The 20,031-nt window shown below is 67.8% G+C and carries 25 protein-coding genes, 1 tRNA gene and 1 rRNA gene; 15 read left to right on the forward strand and 12 right to left on the reverse strand.

What is annotated here, in order from left to right; all coding sequences use genetic code 11:
- Nucleotides 1–358 (forward strand): 23S ribosomal RNA (locus VNN10_03595); the annotation flags it as partial.
- 149 nt (nt 359–507) lie between these two features.
- Nucleotides 508–582: transfer RNA gene (locus VNN10_03600), tRNA-Met, on the forward strand.
- Between the two features lie 57 nt (nt 583–639).
- Here VNN10_03600 and VNN10_03605 read toward each other — a convergent pair.
- Nucleotides 640–1,170, reverse strand: a complete 531-nt coding sequence (locus tag VNN10_03605) for an SRPBCC family protein (protein HXH21090.1) — start codon at nt 1,168–1,170, stop codon at nt 640–642.
- Nucleotides 1,160–1,489 carry a metalloregulator ArsR/SmtB family transcription factor gene (locus VNN10_03610; protein HXH21091.1) on the reverse strand — a complete coding sequence of 110 codons (330 nt, stop codon included), beginning with the start codon at nt 1,487–1,489 and terminating at the stop codon, nt 1,160–1,162. Before VNN10_03610 ends, VNN10_03605 begins: the two co-directional genes overlap by 11 nt.
- Nucleotides 1,490–1,582: 93 nt before the next feature.
- On the opposite strand from VNN10_03610, the gene VNN10_03615 reads away from it, so the two are divergent.
- Genes VNN10_03615 through VNN10_03625 form a run of 3 tightly spaced genes read left to right on the forward strand, consistent with a single transcriptional unit; the run spans nt 1,583 to nt 3,339 of the window.
- Entirely contained in the window at nt 1,583–1,825 is a 243-nt protein-coding gene (locus VNN10_03615; GenBank protein HXH21092.1) for an AbrB/MazE/SpoVT family DNA-binding domain-containing protein, read from the forward strand.
- Complete coding sequence (locus tag VNN10_03620; protein HXH21093.1) at nt 1,803–2,240, forward strand: type II toxin-antitoxin system VapC family toxin; 438 nt, start codon at nt 1,803–1,805, stop codon at nt 2,238–2,240. The genes VNN10_03615 and VNN10_03620 overlap by 23 nt, the downstream gene beginning before the upstream one ends.
- Before the next feature lie 37 nt (nt 2,241–2,277).
- Nucleotides 2,278–3,339: an amidohydrolase family protein gene (locus VNN10_03625; protein ID HXH21094.1), complete on the forward strand. Its 1,062-nt coding sequence runs from the start codon at nt 2,278–2,280 to the stop codon at nt 3,337–3,339.
- Nucleotides 3,340–3,698: 359 nt separating this feature from the next.
- On the opposite strand, the gene VNN10_03630 is transcribed toward VNN10_03625, so the two are convergent.
- Together VNN10_03630 and VNN10_03635 are read right to left on the reverse strand one after the other, a co-directional pair.
- Entirely contained in the window at nt 3,699–4,154 is a 456-nt protein-coding gene (locus tag VNN10_03630; GenBank protein HXH21095.1) for a DinB family protein, read from the reverse strand.
- Nucleotides 4,155–4,174: 20 nt separating this feature from the next.
- Complete coding sequence (locus VNN10_03635) at nt 4,175–4,813, reverse strand: DUF4389 domain-containing protein (protein ID HXH21096.1); 639 nt, start codon at nt 4,811–4,813, stop codon at nt 4,175–4,177.
- A 114-nt stretch (nt 4,814–4,927) separates the two neighbouring features.
- On the opposite strand from VNN10_03635, the gene VNN10_03640 reads away from it, so the two are divergent.
- The 3 genes from VNN10_03640 to VNN10_03650 are packed head-to-tail and all read left to right on the forward strand — an operon-like array spanning nt 4,928 to nt 9,064.
- A complete protein-coding gene (locus VNN10_03640) occupies nt 4,928–5,377 on the forward strand; it encodes a pyridoxamine 5'-phosphate oxidase family protein (protein ID HXH21097.1) in 450 nt (149 codons plus the stop codon).
- A gap of 47 nt (nt 5,378–5,424) precedes the next feature.
- Nucleotides 5,425–7,257: an ABC transporter ATP-binding protein gene (locus VNN10_03645; GenBank protein HXH21098.1), complete on the forward strand. Its 1,833-nt coding sequence runs from the start codon at nt 5,425–5,427 to the stop codon at nt 7,255–7,257.
- Nucleotides 7,241–9,064, forward strand: coding sequence for an ABC transporter ATP-binding protein (locus VNN10_03650; GenBank protein HXH21099.1), 1,824 nt, complete (start codon nt 7,241–7,243; stop codon nt 9,062–9,064). Before VNN10_03645 ends, VNN10_03650 begins: the two co-directional genes overlap by 17 nt.
- 73 nt (nt 9,065–9,137) lie before the next feature.
- On the opposite strand, the gene VNN10_03655 is transcribed toward VNN10_03650, so the two are convergent.
- Complete coding sequence (locus tag VNN10_03655) at nt 9,138–10,439, reverse strand: alpha/beta hydrolase (protein HXH21100.1); 1,302 nt, start codon at nt 10,437–10,439, stop codon at nt 9,138–9,140.
- Between the two features lie 119 nt (nt 10,440–10,558).
- Between VNN10_03655 and VNN10_03660 the strand changes: the two genes are divergently transcribed.
- Together VNN10_03660 and VNN10_03665 are read left to right on the forward strand one after the other, a co-directional pair.
- Complete coding sequence (locus VNN10_03660) at nt 10,559–11,245, forward strand: ribonuclease HII (protein HXH21101.1); 687 nt, start codon at nt 10,559–10,561, stop codon at nt 11,243–11,245.
- Nucleotides 11,235–11,615 carry a YraN family protein gene (locus VNN10_03665; protein ID HXH21102.1) on the forward strand — a complete coding sequence of 127 codons (381 nt, stop codon included), beginning with the start codon at nt 11,235–11,237 and terminating at the stop codon, nt 11,613–11,615. Before VNN10_03660 ends, VNN10_03665 begins: the two co-directional genes overlap by 11 nt.
- 173 nt (nt 11,616–11,788) lie before the next feature.
- Here VNN10_03665 and VNN10_03670 read toward each other — a convergent pair whose 3' ends face one another.
- The gene (locus tag VNN10_03670; protein ID HXH21103.1) at nt 11,789–12,559 is read right to left on the reverse strand and encodes an SDR family oxidoreductase; all 771 of its coding nucleotides are present in this window, start codon (nt 12,557–12,559) and stop codon (nt 11,789–11,791) included.
- A 104-nt stretch (nt 12,560–12,663) separates the two neighbouring features.
- On the opposite strand from VNN10_03670, the gene VNN10_03675 reads away from it, so the two are divergent.
- The 5 genes from VNN10_03675 (at nt 12,664) to VNN10_03695 (ending at nt 15,279) form a co-directional block, all read left to right on the forward strand.
- Nucleotides 12,664–13,077 (forward strand): zinc ribbon domain-containing protein, encoded by a 414-nt coding sequence (locus tag VNN10_03675; GenBank protein HXH21104.1) that lies wholly within the window; start codon nt 12,664–12,666, stop codon nt 13,075–13,077.
- Nucleotides 13,078–13,197: 120 nt separating this feature from the next.
- A complete protein-coding gene (locus VNN10_03680) occupies nt 13,198–13,578 on the forward strand; it encodes a zinc ribbon domain-containing protein (protein HXH21105.1) in 381 nt (126 codons plus the stop codon).
- 6 nt (nt 13,579–13,584) lie between these two features.
- Nucleotides 13,585–13,926 carry a zinc ribbon domain-containing protein gene (locus VNN10_03685; protein HXH21106.1) on the forward strand — a complete coding sequence of 114 codons (342 nt, stop codon included), beginning with the start codon at nt 13,585–13,587 and terminating at the stop codon, nt 13,924–13,926.
- 2 nt (nt 13,927–13,928) lie between these two features.
- Nucleotides 13,929–14,576: a haloacid dehalogenase gene (locus tag VNN10_03690; protein ID HXH21107.1), complete on the forward strand. Its 648-nt coding sequence runs from the start codon at nt 13,929–13,931 to the stop codon at nt 14,574–14,576.
- 4 nt (nt 14,577–14,580) lie between these two features.
- Nucleotides 14,581–15,279 (forward strand): SOS response-associated peptidase, encoded by a 699-nt coding sequence (locus VNN10_03695; protein HXH21108.1) that lies wholly within the window; start codon nt 14,581–14,583, stop codon nt 15,277–15,279.
- A 21-nt stretch (nt 15,280–15,300) separates the two neighbouring features.
- Here VNN10_03695 and VNN10_03700 read toward each other — a convergent pair whose 3' ends face one another.
- From VNN10_03700 to VNN10_03725, 6 genes are all read right to left on the reverse strand, one after another.
- Nucleotides 15,301–15,648, reverse strand: a complete 348-nt coding sequence (locus VNN10_03700; protein ID HXH21109.1) for a hypothetical protein — start codon at nt 15,646–15,648, stop codon at nt 15,301–15,303.
- Between the two features lie 10 nt (nt 15,649–15,658).
- Nucleotides 15,659–16,630, reverse strand: coding sequence for a hypothetical protein (locus VNN10_03705; protein ID HXH21110.1), 972 nt, complete (start codon nt 16,628–16,630; stop codon nt 15,659–15,661).
- Nucleotides 16,627–18,414, reverse strand: a complete 1,788-nt coding sequence (locus tag VNN10_03710) for an HAD-IIB family hydrolase (GenBank protein ID HXH21111.1) — start codon at nt 18,412–18,414, stop codon at nt 16,627–16,629. Before VNN10_03710 ends, VNN10_03705 begins: the two co-directional genes overlap by 4 nt.
- Nucleotides 18,415–18,492: 78 nt before the next feature.
- Nucleotides 18,493–19,023 carry a low affinity iron permease family protein gene (locus VNN10_03715; GenBank protein ID HXH21112.1) on the reverse strand — a complete coding sequence of 177 codons (531 nt, stop codon included), beginning with the start codon at nt 19,021–19,023 and terminating at the stop codon, nt 18,493–18,495.
- 6 nt (nt 19,024–19,029) lie between these two features.
- A complete protein-coding gene (locus VNN10_03720) occupies nt 19,030–19,524 on the reverse strand; it encodes an SRPBCC family protein (protein HXH21113.1) in 495 nt (164 codons plus the stop codon).
- A 293-nt stretch (nt 19,525–19,817) separates the two neighbouring features.
- The coding region (locus tag VNN10_03725; protein ID HXH21114.1) for a 3-keto-5-aminohexanoate cleavage protein at nt 19,818–20,031 on the reverse strand (214 nt) is incomplete at its 5' end.

Genomic DNA, 20,031 nt, shown 5'->3' on the forward strand with positions numbered 1-20,031 from the left:
AAGGGTCCGGCTGTTCGCCGGTTAAAGCGGCACGCGAGCTGGGTTCAGAACGTCGTGAGACAGTTCGGCCTCTATCCGGTGTGGGCGCAGGAGAATTGAGAGGAGCTGTCCCTAGTACGAGAGGACCGGGATGGACGGACCTCTGGTGTGTCGGTTGTCTCGCCCGAGGCACTGCCGAGTAGCCAAGTCCGGAGGGGATAAGCGCTGAAAGCATCTAAGTGCGAAGCCCACCTCAAGATTAGTTCTCCCACTGCATAAGCAGGTAAGGCCACCAGTAGACCACTGGTTTGATAGGCGCCAGGTGTACAGACAGCAATGTCTTTAGCTGAGGCGTACTAATGGCCGAGGGCTTGACCTACATTAATGTTCACGCATCATCAGGTGATGTCTGCTAACATGAAGGCAGGCAGGAAGCCAGCGTCGACTGTTCAGGATGGGCGTTGGAATATTGACTCTGGACTTTGGGCTCAAAAAGTCCAGAATCGAAACTCCAACTCCCAACGGCGTCGCGGGATGGAGCAGCGGTAGCTCGTCGGGCTCATAACCCGAAGGTCGTGGGTTCGAATCCCACTCCCGCCACCAACAAACGAAGCGCCCCTCGAAAGTCGAGGGGCGCTTTCTTCATGGGCGCGGAAGCCGTTAGCCGAGATTCGCCGGAGGGCCGATGGTTGCGGCCTCCGGGCCGAACTTCTCGACATAGAGGGGATGCACTTCCTTCCAGCCAATCGCCTCCTGTCGGACTTCCGGCGAGCCGGAAAGGTGCGCCGCAAGCCCATCGAGGCAGACGTGCCAGCCGGCGCCATCGCGGGCACCCTTCCCGCGCTCCTCCAGGACGTCGGTCAGCGTGAGCTCAGTGCCTTCGGGAACCGAACGCAAGGCGATGCGGACGATGTCCCTGCCCCAGAGGAACTCGACGAGCCGTGGCGGATCGAAGGCAAGCATCCTGCCTTCGAATGGCGCGGCCTGCCCGCCAGGGAAGGCGAACCGCAACAGCGCGCCCGCGGCGCGCTCGCCCTCGATGGTGGTCGGGAACCAGTGTGAAAGGTGGGCGGGTTCGGTTACGGCCCTCCAGACCTGGTCGATTGGCCGCGGGAACACGCGTTTGAAGTGGAGGCGCCAGCGTCCGTCGGCGCCCTGGTCCATCGTCCCGTACGCAAGGTCATCCCTCATCTTTTCGGTCCTCCTCCATCGCGCTGAGGTAGCGCTCCAGGTCGCCGAGGCTTTCAGCCCACATCCGCCGATACGGCTCGAGCCACAGTTCAATATCTCGCAGTGGCTCCGGGCGTACGCGGTAGAAGCGACGCTGGGCGTCGGCGCGCACGTCGACCAGGCCCGCGTCTCGAAGCACGCGAAGGTGCTTCGAGACCGCCGGCTGGCTCAGAGCCAGTTCGCCCACCAACTCACCGACAGGCCTCTCCTTCACCCGAAGGAGGTCGAGGATCCGTCGGCGATGTGGCTCGGCAAGGGCCTCGAACACGGGCGCGCTCATGTCGCCTTACATTACTGGCAGGCTATATAACTGTCAAGGAATGAATACGCCTGCCGAAATGGTGCAAGCCATCATCGTGGTATGATTTCTGCCATGAAGGGTACCATTGACAAGGCTGGAAGATTGGTCATCCCCCGCGCCTTGCGCAATCGGATCGGTCTTGCCGCTGGCGGCGAGGTGGAGATTGAAATCGAGGGCGCCGGAATCCGCATCCAGCCCGTTGCCGGCGGTCAGCTTCGAGAAGAGGGTGGCTTGCTGGTCATCTCCGCGGCCGGCGAGCTTATCGATGATGCCCATGTGCGTGAGCTGATGGATGCTGATCGACACGGGCGCTGACGCAAACGATGCCGTCCTGCTTGACACCAGCACGGCTATCGCGTTGGTGGTCGAGGACCATGAGGCTCACTCCCAAACCCTGAACGCGCTTCGCGGACGCCGCCTGGGACTTGCTGGCCATGCGTGGTTCGAGGCGTTCTCCGTACTGACGCGGCTGCCTCCCGGCCTGCGCCTGTCCCCGGCCGATGCCCTGCGGGTGCTGACGGCGAACTTCCCCGCATCGGCGTTTCTGGGCGAGACCGAGGCCTCAGCCCTGGCCCGGGAGATCGCTCCGCTGGGCATCTCCGGCGGGGCCGTCTATGACGCGCTCGTGGGCGCAGCCGCGAGACAGCACGGCCGGCGATTGGCCTCACGGGATCGGCGCGCACTGGCGATCTACGAGGCGCTGGGTGTCGAGACCGAGGCTATCGCCTGACCCGCCGACCCATCCAGGCGTGCCGTAGCATTTGCCTGTGAACTTACTTCTGCGCAGGTCGATAGCCCTGGCCGCTGCCCTGACGATGGCAGCCTGCTCGGGCGGTTCCGGCTTCCAGGCACAGCCCACTCAGCCGGCCGCGGTCACCGAGCCCGCGAGGGCCACGGCCCACCCCACACCGCCGCCCTCGCCCGTTCCGACGCCGACGCCGGTCGACGTCACAACCCTCCCCATAATCGACGCCCACTTCCACGCCGACCTCTCCTGGGACATCGATGCTTTGCTGCGGCTGATGGACAATCTCGGCGTCGCGATGGCCGGGAGCGGGGGGCAGTCCAACCTCGCCGGCCTGCGATTCGTCGAGCGCAGCGGCGCCCGCTTCTTTGCCTTCGCCCCTACCGACCGCATCCATGCCCTCAACCTGGCCGAGGGCGGGCGTAGCTGGCGCCTGGAGAGCGAGGCGACTCTGCGCGAGGTCGAACGTCTCGAGCGCGGGCTCGAAGCAGGTTGCTTCGACGGCATAGGCGAGGTGCTGGTGAATACGCTCTCCAGCCATCGCGCGCGGCAGGTGCGCTTGCCGGCGGACTCGCCGCTCATGCAGCGCCTGTGGTCGCTGTCGGCGCGCTATGGCGTGCCGCTGAGCGTGCACATGGACGCCGAGCCGGTGTCCGTGGCGGAGATGGAGCGACTTATCTCGTCGGACCGGGCGGGCGTGTGGGTGTGGGCCCACAGCGGCTGGTACGCGACGCCCTCTCTGCTGCGCCGCCTCCTCACGGAACACTCCAACCTCCATCTGGAGCTGTCGTTCCGAGACAGCCTGCGGAGTTTTGCGCCCGTGGACTCCGGCGGCCGGCTGCGGCCTGAGTGGAAGGAGCTGATGGAGGAGTTCCCGGACCGCTTCCTGCTGGGGACGGACGTGCTCTCGCCCAGCGCTGAGGAGTACCGAGCGCTGGTGAGCCTCTGGCGCGGCGTCCTCCGTGACCTGACGCCGGAGACGGCGGTCAAGGTCGCTTACGGGAATGCGAAGCGCATCCTCAAGCTCGGCTCGCGGGAGGGCGCCGGGGCGGAGGCAACCCGCTGCCTGGCTCTGGGGCTGTGATGCGAGGCGTTAGGGTGCCTTGACACCTCTCGGGGCCGAAGCGACGATCGCCGCCGATGGCGCGGGAAATAACCTATGACGACTTAGTCGCGACGGCTCGGCGCCTGCGAGGGGCGCAGCTGCCGACCATTGGCGGGAGGGCTGCGTTCAGGGTCGACGTCGATGGTCGTCGCATTGTCTGCACACCCAGATCCGGTAAGCCACGAATCCTTGGGCCGGACAACGCGGATGTGTTGAAGGCGTACAACATGACCCGAAGCAGGCGGCCTGGGCAGTACACCAGCCTGACCTGGAATTCCGCCTGCTTCCTGGCTCTGATACGGGAATTCGAGACTCAGGCGTAGCCCCGGCGCCGTGCGCTACAGCCCGCGCTCCGCGCGCCAGCGCCTGATCCACGCCGCGTGCGCCGCCTCGTGCGTGCTGCGAAGGGCGGCTTCGCGGTAGTGGGCGTCGTCAAGCCCGCGCTCGCTGGCCGACATGATCGCCGCCAGTAGGCGCTCTCTCGATACAGCCAGCTCCCAGCGCACCTGCTCCAGGGAGAGAGCCTGCCGCGCCCAGTGGATGAAGCTGTTGAGCACCTCGGTCTGCTCCTCATCCATGTGCGGCCATGCGGACTCGAACCCGGCCGATATGCGCGCCACTTCGGCGGTGCGGATGTCGTCCCAGAAGGCGATGTGGGCCAGGTGGTCCTTTACCGACCAGCCGTCGAGGGACGGCTCGGTCGCCTGGCCCTCGTCCAGGCCATCTAGCGCGGCCAGGAGTTCACGTCGCGTGGCCCTGTAGTGCTCCAGCAGGGATTCCCGGTCCTCGGCCATGCGTCTCCTCTGGGTGACGCCTAGGGTGACAGGCGGAACGGCGGGTAGCGGTCCGTCGCCAGGATGAAGGCATAGGCGGTGACGCGGTTAGCCCAGCGCAAGACGCCCTCGGCGAAGTCGAAGAGCCCGCGGGGATACCGTCCCGTGAACAGGACGGCGAACCAGGCGATGACCGCCACGACCACGAGGGCAACCAGCAGGAAGAAGAGGGCTATGTAGTGCGGGATGGCAAGGAGCCACTTGACCAGCGGCAGCCAGCGGTTGAGGTCGTTTGCCACGTCCGGGTAGGGGATCTCCAGGTGCACCGACTGCTCTTCGTCGGTCGAAGGGTACTTGTCGTCCATGAGGAGAACGTAAGCGCCCACCCGGCTGCTGAAGCGGGATAGCTCGAGGTTCCAGTCGAACCACCAGCGTGGATATTTCTGGCGGAAGAGGATCATCAGGAGCGGCGCGAAGAAGAGGATGCCCCCGGCGGCGACGACTCCGCCCTCCCCGGCCTGGCCGTTGCCGAAGCGCGCGTACTCGCCACCTGATACCGCGGCGAGCACGATGGCGATAGGTATGACGGCGAAGATGCGGAACGCGCTCGACACGCGGTCGAGTTCGCGTTCCGGGTAATCGACCGAGAATCTCACGGGGTATTGGTCTTGAGCCTGCATGCCCCAATCCTCCAACCTGACTCCGCGACGTCAACGGGGTCCGCCGCAGGTGACAATACTACTCCCGTTCGGGAGGTCGATGGGCCCCTACTTCACCCGCGGGAGCGAATGGGCATGAACGAACGCGAGCTCGAGTTCCTGGAGAAGAATCACACGGCGGCAATGATCACTTTGCGGCCGGATGGCGCTCCTCACGCGGTGCGCGTGTCCGTTGCCCTCGTGGATGGGAAGGTCTGGAGCTCGGGCACCCCGGCCCGGCGCCGCACGGCGTACCTCCGCCGCGACCCGCGCGCGACTCTGTTCGTCTTCGACACCGGGCCCGGCGCAAGCTGGCGCTGGCTTACCCTGGAGGCCCGCGTGCGAATTCTCGAAGGCCCGGGCCTTCCGGAGCTGAGCGCCCGTCTCTTCGAGACCATTCAGCGCAGCCTGGACCGACCGCCCGGATCAGGCCATCTGTTCTGGGAAGGGACGGAGCGGCCGCTGGACGAATTCCTGCGCATCATGCGAGAGGAGCAGCGACTCATTTACGAGTTCGATGTCCTGCGCACCTACGGCATGTTCTGATGCTTCTCATGACACAAACGTTCTGGTAGTGTATCGTCTCCTGCATCGTGGGAGCAGCCTCTCGTATCCTGCCCTCTCCGATCGCCCGCCTGGCCGAGCGCCAGGAGTGGAAGTTCTTCGCGGTCCTACCGAAGGCGGACCGGGCGCTGGCCGCGGCCTGGTGGCTAGCAGTCCTCCTCCGCGGGGCCCTTCCGGCCATCTTCGGCATCGCCATGGGCGTCCTGGTGGCTGCGGTCCAGCGGGGCGACGACCTGGCGGCGCCCCTCGCCTTCATGGGCGCCGTTTTCGTCACCCTTCAGGTGCTCACGCCGGTGCACCAGGCGGTCAGCGTCAACCTCGGCGACCGCACGGCCGCATGGCTTTACGACAGGCTCACGGAGGCTACGCTGCGCCCGCCGGGCCTCGGGCACCTCGAGGACCCGGAGCTGACGAGCGACCTTACAGTCGCGCGCGAGTTCGACCTTGGAATGACCGGCCCGCCGCTTTCGATCTCGATGGACTTCATCGCGGCCGGGCTGGTGGAGCTCACTGCCGGACTCGCCTCGGTGCTAATACTCGCCGGCTACGCCTGGTGGGCGCCCATCGTGCTGGGCGGCGCCTGGGTCTCGACCCACTGGCTGCTGCGCGAGAGCGCTATCTGGCGCGACCGCAACACGGACGAGGTGCGCGCGGCCCAGCGGGACTCCGAATACGCCTACCGCCTCGCGGTGGACCCGCCGGCAGCGAAGGAGCTGCGCCTCTTCGGGCTGGCGGGATGGGTCTTGCAGCGCTTCATAGAACGGCGGACACGCCTCCACCGCCTCCAGTACCAGGCGACGCGCCTGCGGCAGAAGCCGGTGGTCTGGTGCCTGCTGCTGATCGCCGGCGCCAACGCGCTCGTCTTCTGGTCGCTGGCCGGGGACGCTGCGAGCGGGTCGCTGGAGCTAGGGTCGCTGGTCGTCTTCGCTCAGAGCGCCATCGGGTCTTCGTTGATCGCTTTTGGCGGGCTGAACTGGGCGCTGGATGGGTCGTCGGCACCTGTGGCCGCAGTGCTCCGACTCCAGGACAAGATGGCCAGCGCCGGCGCGCTGGCCCCGGGCCGCCTAGACGCGTCCGGAAAGCCGCAGCGCGAGGTGCGGTTTCGCAATGTGAGCTTCGCCTATCCCTCCGGCGGCGCGGCTGTGCTCCAGGGCCTGGACCTGACCATCCCCGCGGGGACCTCTCTCGCTATCGTTGGCCAGAATGGCGCCGGCAAGACAACGCTGGCGAAGCTGCTCTGCCGCCTCTATGACCCCCAGGAGGGCGCCATCGAGGTCGATGGCGCGGACCTGCGCGAGTTCGACCTCGCTTCCTGGCGCTCGCGGGTCGCGGCCGTGTTCCAGGACTTCATCCGCTTCGAGCTCCCCTTGCGGGACAACGTGGCGCCCGCAGGCGCGCCGGAGGCGGCCATTCAGGCCGCGCTCGCGAAGGCGGGTGCGGCTGGCCTTGCCGGCCTCGACCAGGTACTGGCCAAGGGTTACGACGGCGGCACCGACCTTTCGGGTGGCCAGTGGCAGCGGGTGGCGCTGGCGCGCGCACTGTGTGCCGTCGAGGCAGGCGCCGGTGTCGTCATCCTGGATGAGCCGACCGCCCAGCTGGACGTCCGCGGTGAGGCGGAGATATTCGACCGCATCCTCGAGGCGACTCGTCATTGCACGACGATCCTCATCTCCCACCGCTTCTCGACGGTGCGGCACGCCGACCGTATCTGCGTGATCGAGCACGGGCGCGTGGTCGAGTTGGGCACGCACGAGGAGCTTATGCAGCTCGGCGGCCGTTACCGCACGATGTTCGACCTCCAGGCGCAACGCTTCTACGCCGACGAGGACGAGGAGGGCATGGTCTATGACGTCCTCTCCTGAGCTTCGGAAGCGCTCCCTGGACGAGCTGCCACCCGCCATCCCGGCAATGTGGCGCCTGTGCAAGCTCGGCTTTCGCCATGAGCCCTGGCTCATGGCCTCGGCGTTCCTGCTCGCCCTCCTGGCAGCGCTGCCGGACGCGCTGCTGGCGTTGTGGTTGAAGTTCCTGGGTCAGGGCGTGCTGGAGGGAGACGACACTTTGCTGCGCGTCGCCGCCCTCGGGCTGGCCGGGTCCGCGACGGCAACGTGGTTCCTGCGCACGGTGAGCACCCGGGTGCAGCGCACCTTCCGCGACCGCGTGACGATCGCGCTCGAGTCCCACGTGGCGCGGCTGCAGGCTTCGGTCACGACCATTGCTCACCAGGAGCGGCCCGACTACCTCGATCGCCTGTCCGTGCTGCGCGACCAGGTCTTTGTCCTGGACCACATGTACATGTCCCTCTTCTCGACCTGCGGCTGGGCCCTGCGCCTAGCCGTGACGGTCTCGTTGCTCGTCTCCATCCATCCCGGGCTCGTCCTCCTGGCACTGTTCGCGCTGCCGACCGTGCTGGCCTCGACCTGGCGGCCGGCGGTCGAACGCGCGGCGGAGGAACGCGGCGCGCAGTCCCGCCGGCTGGCGCAGCACCTCTTCCTAACGGCCACCACGGCACCCCCGGCCAAGGAGGTGCGGGTCGCGGGCATCGGCGAGCGGTTGGCGCGGGAGCGGCGGCAGGCCTGGGAGCGCTGGTACGCGGGCGTCTCGCGCGCCCGCTGGGGCTCGGCGGTGTGGCACACGCTGGCCTGGGCCGTGTTCGGGTCGGCCTACGTTGGCGCCGTCGTCTTCGTGTCCTCGGGCCTGGGGGCGGGCGCGGGTGCCGTGCTGCTCGTCCTTGCCGCCGGCGCCCGGCTCTCGGCCTATATCAGCGCCACCGTGGGCGAGATCGGCTTCCTCAGAGGCATTTGGATGGACGGATCGAAGCGCCTTGCCTGGCTCGAGGACTACGCCGCCTCCATCGCGGCCCGCGCTGACCTGCCGGTGCCGGAGCGCCTGACCGAGGGCATCCGGCTCGACCACGTCTCCTTCGCCTACCCGGGCAGCGACCGCCTGGTGCTCGACGACGTCAGCTTCTCGGTCCCCGCGGGGTCGGTCGTTGCCATCGTCGGCGAAAACGGGGCGGGAAAGACGACGCTGGTCAAACTGCTGAGCAAGTTCTACGAGCCGCTGTCCGGCGAGATCTACGTCGACGGGCTGCCGTTGTCACGCATGGCGGCAGAGGAGTGGCGTTCGCGGCTTGCGGGCGCCTTCCAGGACTTCTTCCGCTTCGAGTTCCGCGCGGCCCAGGCCGTTGGCGTGGGCGACGTGCCCAGGATCGAGGACCGGGGGGCAGTGCTGACCGCGGTCGGACGTGCCGGCGCCGAAGATGTCGTCACCAAGCTCCGCGGCGGGCTGGACTCGCAGCTCGGCGTCACCTGGCCGGACGGCGTGGAGGTCTCGTTCGGGCAGTGGCAGAAGCTCGCCCTGGCGCGCGGCTTCATGCGCGACGAGCCCCTCTTGCTGGTCCTGGACGAGCCGACCGCGGCCCTCGACGCCGAGACAGAGCACGCGCTCTTCGAGCGCTATGCGGCGGCATCACGCGGTTCGGGCAACGGCTCTCCGAACGGCCGCATCACCGTCCTCGTCTCGCACCGCTTCAGCACGGTGCGCATGGCGGACCTCATCGTGGTGCTGGACGGCTCGCGGCTGGTCGAGGTCGGCAGCCACGACGAGCTGATGGCTCACGGTGGCCAGTACGCCGAGCTCTACAGCATCCAGGCTGCCGCTTACCAGTAAACTCGCGCGCCGTGGCTGCAGGCCGTAGAGCGCCCCTGCGGCCGGGCGCGGCGTTGCCCGAAGACGCCCGAGCCTAAGGGCCCAGCGTCCCCGGGTCCCCCGGCCGCAGCTGGGAGGTGAACTTGCGGCCGACGTCCCGCAGGTCGCCCGAAAGGTCGTCGCCTTCGGGCTTGATGCCGTACTTCACCCAGCGGACGAGGTCGTCGAAGGCCCGGACCTGCTCAGCGTTCATGAATGTGCAGTGGCCAGCGGCCCGGATGGCCCGCTGCACCAGGAGGTGAGAGGTGCCGGCCTGCTTCGCGATCTCCAGGTAGCGCTGCTCCAGGACGATTGGCACGAACAGGTCGCCGGTTGTCTTGATCTGCATCACGGGCACCCGGATCTCGCCGGTGAACGGCGCCAGCTCCGCGTACGGCCCCGACCGGTTGCGGAATGACGGGTCGGCGGCCTTGCGGCGGATTCCGCCGAGCTGGGCGTTCGTCAGGCCCAGCCCGGGCGCGATTGTGTAGTTAGTGGCGCTATTGGTCGCCGCCATGGCCACGGGCGAGGCGGTGGGGTCGAACAGCGCCGTCGCGCCGGCGCCGATGTCAGTGTCGCGGAACTGGGCCAGGCCCTCTATGGCGAAGGGCCGCGGGCCGCCGGAGATGTTGATCATCACGCTCGCGAGCTGGCGGCCCGCCTGCGTCGGCGCCGCGACAGTGCCAAGGCGGGAGACTATGCGCGCGGTCTCGGCGCTGCCACCCGTCCGGTAATCGGAGCCCGTGAGGAACTCGGCCGCAGCCGCAGAGGCGGTGAAGAAGTCGAACAGTTCGTAGCCGGCGACGACGCCGCATTCGGAGAGAATGCCGTCGTAGGCTTCAGGATAGAACTCGGCCGAAATCATCGCCACGTGGCCGCCCATGGACGTGCCGTAGAGGTATGTCCGCGAGGGCCTGCCGACGAGGCGCGTGAAGAGGTCCTTTAGCGCCAGGGTGTCCTGCGCCCCGACGCCCGGGACGTAACCGTTGTTGCGGTAGCTGGACGCCGCCCAGGCGTAGCCATTCTCGATGAGATGGGAGCGGATGGGCGGGTTAGAAACGGTGAGCTCCGGCGGTGAGCCCCGAAAGCCGTGCGCATACAGCACCAGCTCTCCGTTCCAGTTCGAAGGCACCTCGATGCGGTAGGCGCCTCCGGAGTACGTGCCGGAGAGCGCCCGCGCTCCCGCGAGCGGTGTGAAGGAAGGGTCAGGGATTACCCACTGGACGTTCCCGGGCCCGGGCAGCGGCGAGAACTGGTGAGGATGGCGCGCCTCCGCTATGGCGCCTGCGTAGAACGTCGCGGCCAGCGCGACGAGGACGGAGAGAGCCAGTGCGCGAGTCCCGAGCAATCGAGTCATGGTGACCCTCCTTCTGGCCGGCGATATTACGACTGCTGCTGCGTGAGGGAAAGACCCTTCTTGCCATTCGTCGCCAATCGCAATAGTTGGCGGAGCCTCGGTGCTACAATGCGGCCGATATGGCGGCCGGTCCCCGTCTCCAGCCGTCGACCTGTGAGGAGGAGCGTCTCTGGTCCTCCGGCAGGCGCTTCGTGGCCGGTGTCGACGAGGTTGGCCGCGGGCCGCTTGCCGGCCCCGTTTACGCGGCGGCGGTCATGCTCGACCCGCGTGCCCGGCCGGCGTGGCTCGAAGACCTGCGCGACAGTAAGGTACTGCTGCCCCCGGAGCGCGAGCGCCTGGCGGAGCTGATCCGGCGCGAGGCCCTCGCCTGGGGACTGGGGTGGGCGACCGCGGCGGAAATCGATGGTTGGGGGATCACGCTGGCTAACCGGATGGCTATGTTCAGGGCGCTCGCGGCGCTCAGGCCCTCGCCCCAGTTCGTGCTCATCGACGGGCCGAGCGGCATCAAGACGCCCCATCCTCAGCGCGCGATCGTCGACGGCGACGCGACCTGCGCTTCGATAGCCGCGGCGTCCATTGTCGCCAAAGTCGCGCGCGACAGTCTGATGTGCGAGCTTGACGGCCTCTATCCCCAGTACGGCTTCGCGAGCCACAAGGGCTACGCCACGCGCGACCACCTGGAGCGCCTTGCGCGCTACGGCGCCTCCCCTCAGCACCGCCGCAGCTGGCCGCGGGTCCAGCTCGCGGTCCAGGGCCGCCTCGATGAGGCTGCGCCGGGCGGGGAGGAGGCCCGGGATGCCCCCTGACCGCCGCCGCAACCGCAGCCTGGGGAACTTCGGAGAGCGCGTCGCGGCCTCTCACCTGGAGTCGCGAGGCTATCGAATCCTCGAACGCAACTGGTCCTGCCGCCAGGGCGAGGTCGATCTAATCGCGACGCGCGGCGACGACCTGGTTTTCGTGGAGGTCCGGAGCCGGAAGGGCGGCGCCTTCGGTACGCCAGAGGAGTCGATCACCGGCCGCAAGCGCCAGCACCTCCTGGACACGATCGCGGCCTACATGGCCGAGCACCCGGACTCTCCGCCGAACCAGCGTATCGACCTCGTCGTCCTCGAACTCGACCGCAAGGGCCGCGTGATGCGCGTCGAGCAGATCGAGAACGCGATCGAGGGTGAGTAGCCCGGCAGGCGGGCGCCTGCGGCGCGCCGACAACGGGTGCGGTAGCCGGACCACGAAGGCAACAGGGCTCGCGGTCCCTGAGCGGGGCCTCGGCGGTGAGGAGGACCAGACAGGGCCGACATCGAAGGGAGGCCGCCATGGCGGCCTCCCTTCGTGTACACCTATGGCATCGGTCAGAAGCCGCCGCCGTTCACGGTGAGGCGCTGGTTCGTGATGTAGCGGCCCTCCTCCGAACACAGGAAGACGACGGCGTTGGCGATGTCGGAGGGCTGGCACACGAAGCCGAAGGGCATGCGTTCGTCCAGCTGGCGCAGGTCCGTGACGCCGGCCGTGAAGTTCATCAATTTCAGCCCCATGTCCGTATCGACCAGGCCCGGGGCGACGATGTTCACGCGGATGCCGTGCTTGCGCTCCTCCTTCGCCAGCGTATGCGCCAGGGCCTCCATCCCAGCTTTGGCGATGTTGTAAGTGACGCCGTTGGCGCCCAGTTGCTGGGCGGCCTGGGAGGAAATCATGATGACGTCGCCGCGGCCGAGGTCTCGCATCGCCGGAACCAGAAGCTGGCACATGTAGAGGCTGCCCATCGTGTGGTGGGCGATCAGCTTCAACACGTCCTCCGGCGGCGTCTCCACCACCAGTTTTCGTCCGACCGCCGCGCTGCCGATGCCCGCGTTGTTCACCAGGATGCTGATGACGCCGATCTCGGCGCGGGCCGCCTCGGCCATCGCCCGGCACTGCTCGAAGTCCGTGACGTCCGCCTGGTAGACGGCGGCCTTCACGCCCGCGCCGCGGCAGGCCTCGGCAACCCGGTGCGCCGCCTCGCGGTTAGAGTTGTAGTTGATGGCGACGTTCACACCCTCTTTCGCGAAGGCAAGCGCAATCGCGGCGCCGATGCCTCTGCTCGCGCCGGTGATCAGCGCCGTGCGTCCGACGAGCCCGTTCATCCGTCCTCCTCGTGTGAAGTGTCGGAACATGCAATAACGGCAGGACGCTCAGGTCAAGGGCGGCGCTGCCCGTCGGCGCGCCCTTGGCTATACTTTTCAGCGCCATGCCGATCTACGAGTATCGTTGCGCCTCCTGCGGCGAGACCAGCAGTCACTTCTTCCGCTCGATTAGCGTTGCGAGGGACCCGGCGTGCCCGCACTGCGGCTCAGCGGCCCTGGCGCGCCTCGTCTCGAAGGTGGCCTACGTCAAGCCGGACGCCGAGCGCATCGCCGGCATCGACACGTCGCGGATCCTTGGCAGCCTCGACGGTTCCGACCCCGCCAGCTTCGAGCGTTGGGCGCGCCGCACCGGCGCCGAGCTCGACTCCGCCCTCGGTACTAACTTCCGGGAGCTGGCCGACAAGACGGCCGCCGGCGAGGACCCGATAGAGCGCGTCGACCCCGGCCATACCCTGCGCTACGCGGTCGAGAAGAAGCTCTCGGACGTCTCCGGAGGCGGTACCGAGGGAGGCGCCTGAGGTGCCACTCACGCCGCTGCGACGCACCGCGCCGAGCGCCGTCGAAGAAGACGGCTGGGCCTTGCGGCAGGCTCAGGATGGCTTCGCGCTGCTCCCTGTCGTGGCGGAGGCGGTTGCCTGATGCCCATCTACGAATTCTCCTGCAACTCCTGCCAGAACCGGGTCTCGATCTTCGTCCGCTCCATGAACTCGCCCGTCTCCGGCAAATGCGACCGCTGCGGCAGCGAAGACCTCAGGCGTCTGGTCTCGCGCGTGGCCGTGATCAAGTCGGGCGGCGACTTCGATTCGCTCGGCGACGACCGCCTGCTTTCCGGCTTCGACGAGAACGACCCGAAGGCGATGGCGGCCTGGGCGCGCCGCATGCAGCGTGAGATGGGCGAGGACGCCGGCCCCGAGTTCGAGGAGATGATCGAGAAGCTGGAGCGCGGCGAGTCCCTGGACGAAGGCTTCGGCGAGAGTGATGATTTCGACGACGATGATGACGGCTTCGACGACCTCTAGCTAGCCATGCCGATCTACGAGTACCGCTGTTCAGACTGTCAGAAGATCACCAACGTCTTCGTCCGGAGCGTCTCCTCGGAGATACCGGACGTGAAATGCGAGCACTGCGGGTCGGCCCGGGTTGAACGCGCCATCTCGAAGTTCGGCATTGGCAAGACAGTAAAGTCGGTGATCGAGGAGTACGGAGACCCGAGCCTTGATGACGGCTCGGAGTATCGTGACCCGCGGCAGATCGGACGCTGGGCGGAGCGCAAGTTCGAGGAATACGGCATCGAGATGCCGGAGGAGGCGCGCGAGATCATCGATGCCGCGCGCGAGGGCGAGTTCCCGGCGCCCTTGAACGACTGAGCGTGCGGCGCGCTCTCTCCCGCATCGAGGCGATTTCCGAGGCCGCGAGACAGACGCTTGCGGCGAAGAACCAGGCGCGGGAGGCGGCTCTCACGCTCTGCCGGGATGCGCTGCGCAACTCCGCCAACGGCATCCGGGCCGTCCACCGCGGCGACTTCGAGGCGGCCCGCGCCCTCATCGATTCCGCCGGCGCCCTCTTGGCCGGAGCCAGGACGGCGCTCGCGAATGACCCCGACATCTTCTACGCCGGCTTCGTGCATGACGCCCAGAAGGAGTACGCCGAGGCGCGCGTGACCTACGCCGTGATCGCAGGTCAGGACGTCCCTCTGCCGGAGGAAATCGGGGTCGAGGTCCCGGCGTATCTCAACGGCATGGCCGAGGCCGTCGGCGAGTTGCGCCGTCACTTGCTCGACGCTCTTCGGTCGGGCGACATCGAGCGCTGTGAAGAGACCCTGGACGTGATGGAGGAGATCTACGGCAACCTCGTCACCTTCGATTACCCGGACGCCATGACCGGCGGCCTGCGCCGTACCACCGACAATGTCCGCGGCATCCTCGAACGAACCCGGGGCGACCTCGCCGTCGCTGTGCGCCAGCGCGAGTTGGAGCGAAAGCTGGCCGAGTTCGAGCGGCGCATGGACAGCCGCTAGCGCCATGTGCGGGCGGTTCACCCTCACGCGCCAGGAGCGCTCCGAGATCGCCGCTGAGCTCGGCGTGCCTGTCGAGTCGCTTCCAGCCTCCGTCTACCGGCCGCGCTACAACATAGCTCCAACCGACCCGCACTGGATCGTGCGCGTCCGCTATGAGGACCGCGAGCTCCTGCCGGCCAGATGGGGTCTGGTCAACTCCTGGGCGAAGGACGCGAAACGCGCGGCGCTGCAGATCAACGCCCGCGCCGAGACCATCGCGACTCTGCCGCCCTTCCGTGACGCCTTCCGCCGCAGGCGCTGCATTGTGCCCGCAGACGGTTTCTTCGAGTGGACCGGCACGAAGGAGGCCCGCCAGCCCCTATGGTTCCACCGCCCGGACGGCCGGCTTCTGCTTTTCGCCGGCCTGTACGAGACCTGGCAACCTGCTCCCGGCGAGCGCCAGCGCACTTTTACCATCATCACCACCCGGGCAAACCGCCTCATGGCGCCGGTACACGACCGCATGCCCGCCATCCTGCTGGAGGAGGCAGTCGATGACTGGCTGGACCCCCGGCGAGAGGATGTCGAGGCGCTGGCGAAGCTCCTCGTGCCGGCGCCGGAAGGCCTCCTCGCGGCCACTCCAGTCTCCTCGCGGGTGAACTCGGTCAAGAACGACGACCCGTCCTGCCTCGAACCTGCCGCCGTCGCGGCGCGGCTCCTCTAGGCTGCTCGACGATTGGCCTCGCTATTGCGGTGGGTAGTGTACTTCTGCCTCGAGGGCGTAGCTCGCGGGCGGGGCGCCGATTTCGGCGGTGACCGTGGCGCGTTCGCCGCCCCCGATGTCGATGCTCTTGCGCTCCGTGAACACCCGGCCCATCGCGTCTCGGAGCCGGAACACCACCGTGACTTCACCGCCGTTGCGGCCCCGGTTGCGGACCACCGCTCTTACCTGGTAGGGGTGCCCGGGCTGCGCCGGCTCCTCGACACTGACCTCTTCGACTTCGGGCCGCGGGCCGGCACACTCGTACCACCACAGCCCTGCCAGGGCGGCGAAGGCCGCCAGCGCCAGGAAGGCAGCAAACGCTCCTCTCATCACCTGGCCATCAGGTCCCGGGCACCCAGGGCGGTGCGAGCACCAGGAAGGCGAAGATCAGCGCGCTGCCGACCACGATCGCCGCGGCGGTGCCCATTGACGACAGCGGGTCGACGCGCTTCTCGCTGCGGTCAAGGCTGAGCAGGCCCAGAGGCTCCGGGATGAGCGGGAGTTTGTGGTTGGCGCTGTACTCCCATTCTGGCAGTAGGCCCTCGTTGCGCAGGGCGCGGCAGACCTCCGAGAACCGGCGCTCGATCTCGTCGCATTGCGCACGCGTCAGGGTCACCTTCGGCCAGCTCTCCGCCAGGCCGAGGTGACTGCCGAGGCGGCGGGCGAAGTCGACGAGACCGGTGTATTCCTCGAGCGTTTCGTCATTGATCGTGTTCCACTCCACTATGTTGAGCCGGCGTGATACGCCGGCCTCCATTAGCAGCCTGTTCGCCTGATGCTCGAAGAAGATGAATACGCTGGTGGTCCCGGCGCCGTGGGCGGGTACATGCGTGAGCCTGGCGCCGGAGACGCGGACGCACCCCATGCTGCCGAACTCGTCCTCTATCCGAAGCTCAAAGTCCTCCCCTGGCTGTCCCTCCTTCTCGACGATGACGTTCAGGGCGACGGACTTGTGTGAACGGCCGGGTGCCCCCAACGCCCGTATCCTCGCTGCCTCAGCGACGGCACGGGAGCGGGCAGCCTCCAGGGCGGTGTAGTAGGCCAGCCGCAGGGCACCCAACGCGCCCGGTCCGCTGATCAGTGCGAAGTAAGCGAAGAAGATCAGGAAAAAGAGTATGGCCAGCGTCTCGACGTTCGAGCGCTGCGAGAGCGTGACCAGCAGCCTGCCCCATTGGACGAGGATTACCATGCCGGCAATTGACGCCACGAACATCACGGCATAGATCGCGGCCAGCATCCTTACCCGATGGACGAACTGGCGCGCCGTCTCGGCGCCCGGCTCGCGGACGACGCCTCTAGCGAAGTCGTTCACGACGTCACCGCGGCCGGCCCTGGAGTGGCATACCGGCGGTTGATAGCGTCCAGTAGTACCTGCCTGCTCGCTCGACCCGGGAGCCGCCGCCGCTCGAGGGCGCTGGCCTCCGCGACGAGCTCTTCGTCCTTGATCACGTCCCGGAACCAGCGCCTGTAGTCGCCGCGGCGCAGGTGATAGCGCCAGGTGTCTTCGTCCAGCCCCGCCGCGATCTGGCTGAACATTGCCAGGTTCTGCGCCCTGAGGCTGAGCTTCCCCTCGCGGCCGCGGAAGTAGAAGCTCAAGTCCGGCCCGAGGTCGCCTTCGGCGTACTTGCGCAAGTGGCGACGGTGCTTGAAGCGCGTCTCGGAGACGCGGAAGCGCTGCAGGCGGCCGCGACGGCGCCAGACGAAGGCTTCCCCCGGCGCAAGTTTCCTGGCCCGCGCCGAGGGTGCCGGCCAACCCGCGGCCTTCGCGAAGGCCGTCATGCGCAGCTCCGGCTCGTCTCCGACGCTAAACACGGTGTCGACGACACGCAGCGCGCCCGGGAGCATGCGTTCCGGCGCTATCGTGACGTAGACGACGTTGGACAGCTTCTCCGGCAGGGTCAGCAGCCCCGGACCCAGGTCCCCAGGCAGGAGGTGGTGCGCTTCATCGAGGAGGAGCCAGTGAGGCCGGCCCGCGCGCGAGCGCATGGCCATCAACTCTGCGAAGAGGCTGGTGAAGAACCGCGGTCTGTCGTCCAGAGGCATGCCAAGCAGGTTGACGACGGCGTTTCGCTCCGGGTCCCTCAGCAGCTCCAGGACCTGGGCCACCGAGGGCGGGCGCGTCTTGTCGCCGAGCACGACGCCGGCCTCGAACTCTTCGTAGTCGCCCTCCGGGTCGACCACGCAGAACTGGTAGCCATGGTTGACAAGGCCCTCCAGGAAGACCTTCGCCAGGGTGGACTTCCCGCCTCCCGGCGAGCCCGTGAAGATGAGGTTGGAGCCGTAGCAGGGCACCGTCACTTGCCTGCCGCGAGGCGTGGCGCCCAAATTCACGAGGTGCCGCCGCAGCCCGCCCCAGGCGGTCCGGAAGTCGTCTCGCAGCAGGCGCTCTATGAAGTCGACCACGCCGCCGCCGTTGTCCCGCTTCATGACCACGTCCACCCTCTCCCTGACCGCGGGGAGGGCGTTAGCAACGGCCGCCGACAGCTCGCAGGCGTCGAGGAAGGCGTGGTCGTTCTCTGCATCGCCGATCCCGGCGACGTCATGACGCGACACCTCCAGACGCCTGAGGGCCAGGGCCAGGCCCGTGGCCTTGTTGGTGCCCGAGGGCAAGACCATGACCGCGCCTTTGTTGAAAACGACCTGGCGCTCGAGACCGAGGTCCCGGACCACCTCGAGGACGCTCGTCTCCTGCGGCTGCCGGGTCGCGACGATCACGCGCCCGATGCTCAGTGGCTGCACCCGCCGTTTCTTAAGCGCCGCGACGAACTCGTCCGGCGGCGCTCCCGCGGCCACTACCTCCTGGCCGCTCTCCGGGTGAAAGAGGACGCCACCGTTCTCGGCGACGACCCAGTCGAAGAGTTCGAGTTCATCGAAAACGCCGCGCAGGTCGTCGAGCTCTCGCCCGGTCACCAGGACCAGATACCGGCCAGCCTCCCGCGCGCGCCGCAGCGCCTCGCGAGCCGGCTCGTCGACGCGACCGTCGCGGGCGAGCGTGCCGTCGTAGTCGCAGGCGATGGCGAAGAAGCGCGCCGGCGGCCGCAAGGGACGCCCGCCGCCCGCCGGGACCGTACCCGCCGCGGTAGCCTTCGGACTCACTGCTTGGAAACGTAACAGCGCAGCTGTGACGCAGGCATCGAACTACAGCGGCCGAGCGTTACGCATCCATGCCCTGCGCTAGTGTGGCCGGCGGCCCGGCCTGGCCGTCGCTCCGTTCTGGCCGCGCGCGCCCGCCTGCTTCCTCGCGGCCTGTCGCCTCCGGTTCGCGGCCTGCTCCAGGGCCTGGGCGCGGGAGACGTAGTGGTCTTTGAGCCGGTTCAGGTCGCGTTCGCTCAGGTCCTCGGCCTCAACCATGCGGTTGTTCGTGCCGCTGCCGGCGATAAGGAGCTCGTCCAGTTTCGCGTGCAGGGCGCGGCTGTCGCGGTTCTGGGTGTTCTGGATGACAAACACCATCAGGAAGGTAATGACCGTCGTCCCTGTGTTGATTACCAGCTGCCAGGTGTCCGAAAACCCGAACAGGGGCCCCGTGGCGGCCCACAGGAGGACGACGAGGAGGGCAACCGCGAACGCACCTACTGTGCCGGCGAGGTGCGCCAGGGACTGCGCGAACCGCCGGAAGGCCTCGCTGAGGACGTCCGCCCGCCCGCGCCGCTGCCGGGACGGAGTCCTGGCGCGGGAGCGCTGGTGGCCGCGCGCTCTGCCCGGCATGCGGCGTCAGGGAGTAGCCGGGCCGGAGTAGCCGCTCGTCTCCGTGCTGCCGCCGGAGATCTCGCCTCGCCAGGCGCCGGTCTCCCGCCCGCGCGACTCGATGAACTCCTTGAAGCGCTCGAGGTCGCCTTCGACCCGGCGCGAGACTACGCCCAGCAGGTCGCCCGCCTTCTCTTTCATGTCCTCGGGTTCGTACTCCATGCGCAGCTCGACTTCAGTGACTCCGGCCGCGATCGGCCGGAAGGTGACGACGCCATTGTTGACGGTGCCCCCTTCGCTCTCCCAGGCGATCACCTGGTCCGGCACCTGGCGGGTGATGTGCGCGAACCACTCCTTGCGCTCGCCCCCGACTTCCGCGGCCCAGAAGAGACGCGAGTCGTCGATCTGGCGGACCTCCTTGACACCCTCCATGAAATTCGGGAACTCCTCGAACTGGGTCCACTGGTTATAGGCGGTCTGCAAGGGGACCCCGACCTCGATCTTCTTGTCTACGCTCGGCATCTGGCTCTCCTCTCGGTGGTCTCTGAGAAGACAGTAGGAACACGGCGGGGCCATACGTTTAAGCCCGGCGCCGCTTTCGCTATCAAGGCCATCTCAGACGCGCACAGGGAGCCGAGCCCAAACTGCAATGACGGCGTCCGGTTGCATGTCCGGTAAGCAATTCGCAACGGCGAAGCGGTCCCGCCTCGGGGCCGGGCTACATCGAAGCAAGCGGCGAGACCGGCCCAGCCGGGCGCCGCGGCCCGATAGGTCACTTGGGGCGCACGCCGCCCGGGTGACGCGAATCGCTCTGGCTAGCGGCCGGCGTCAGCTATCCCGATAATCCGCCGCGCTTCGGCGATTGTCGCTACCGGCCGTCCGACTTTCGCCGCCACCGCGGCCGCGGCGCGCACGAGGTCGACGTTCGCCGGCGTGCCAGGACCGCCGTACGGCTCCAGGCCGACCTGCACGTGGCCTCCGCGCCGCATCGCCTCTTCGGCGATGCCGCAGCCGACGACATCGCCGCCG

This window comes from Dehalococcoidia bacterium, from assembly GCA_035574915.1.
Classification (GTDB): domain Bacteria; phylum Chloroflexota; class Dehalococcoidia; order DSTF01; family WHTK01; genus DATLYJ01.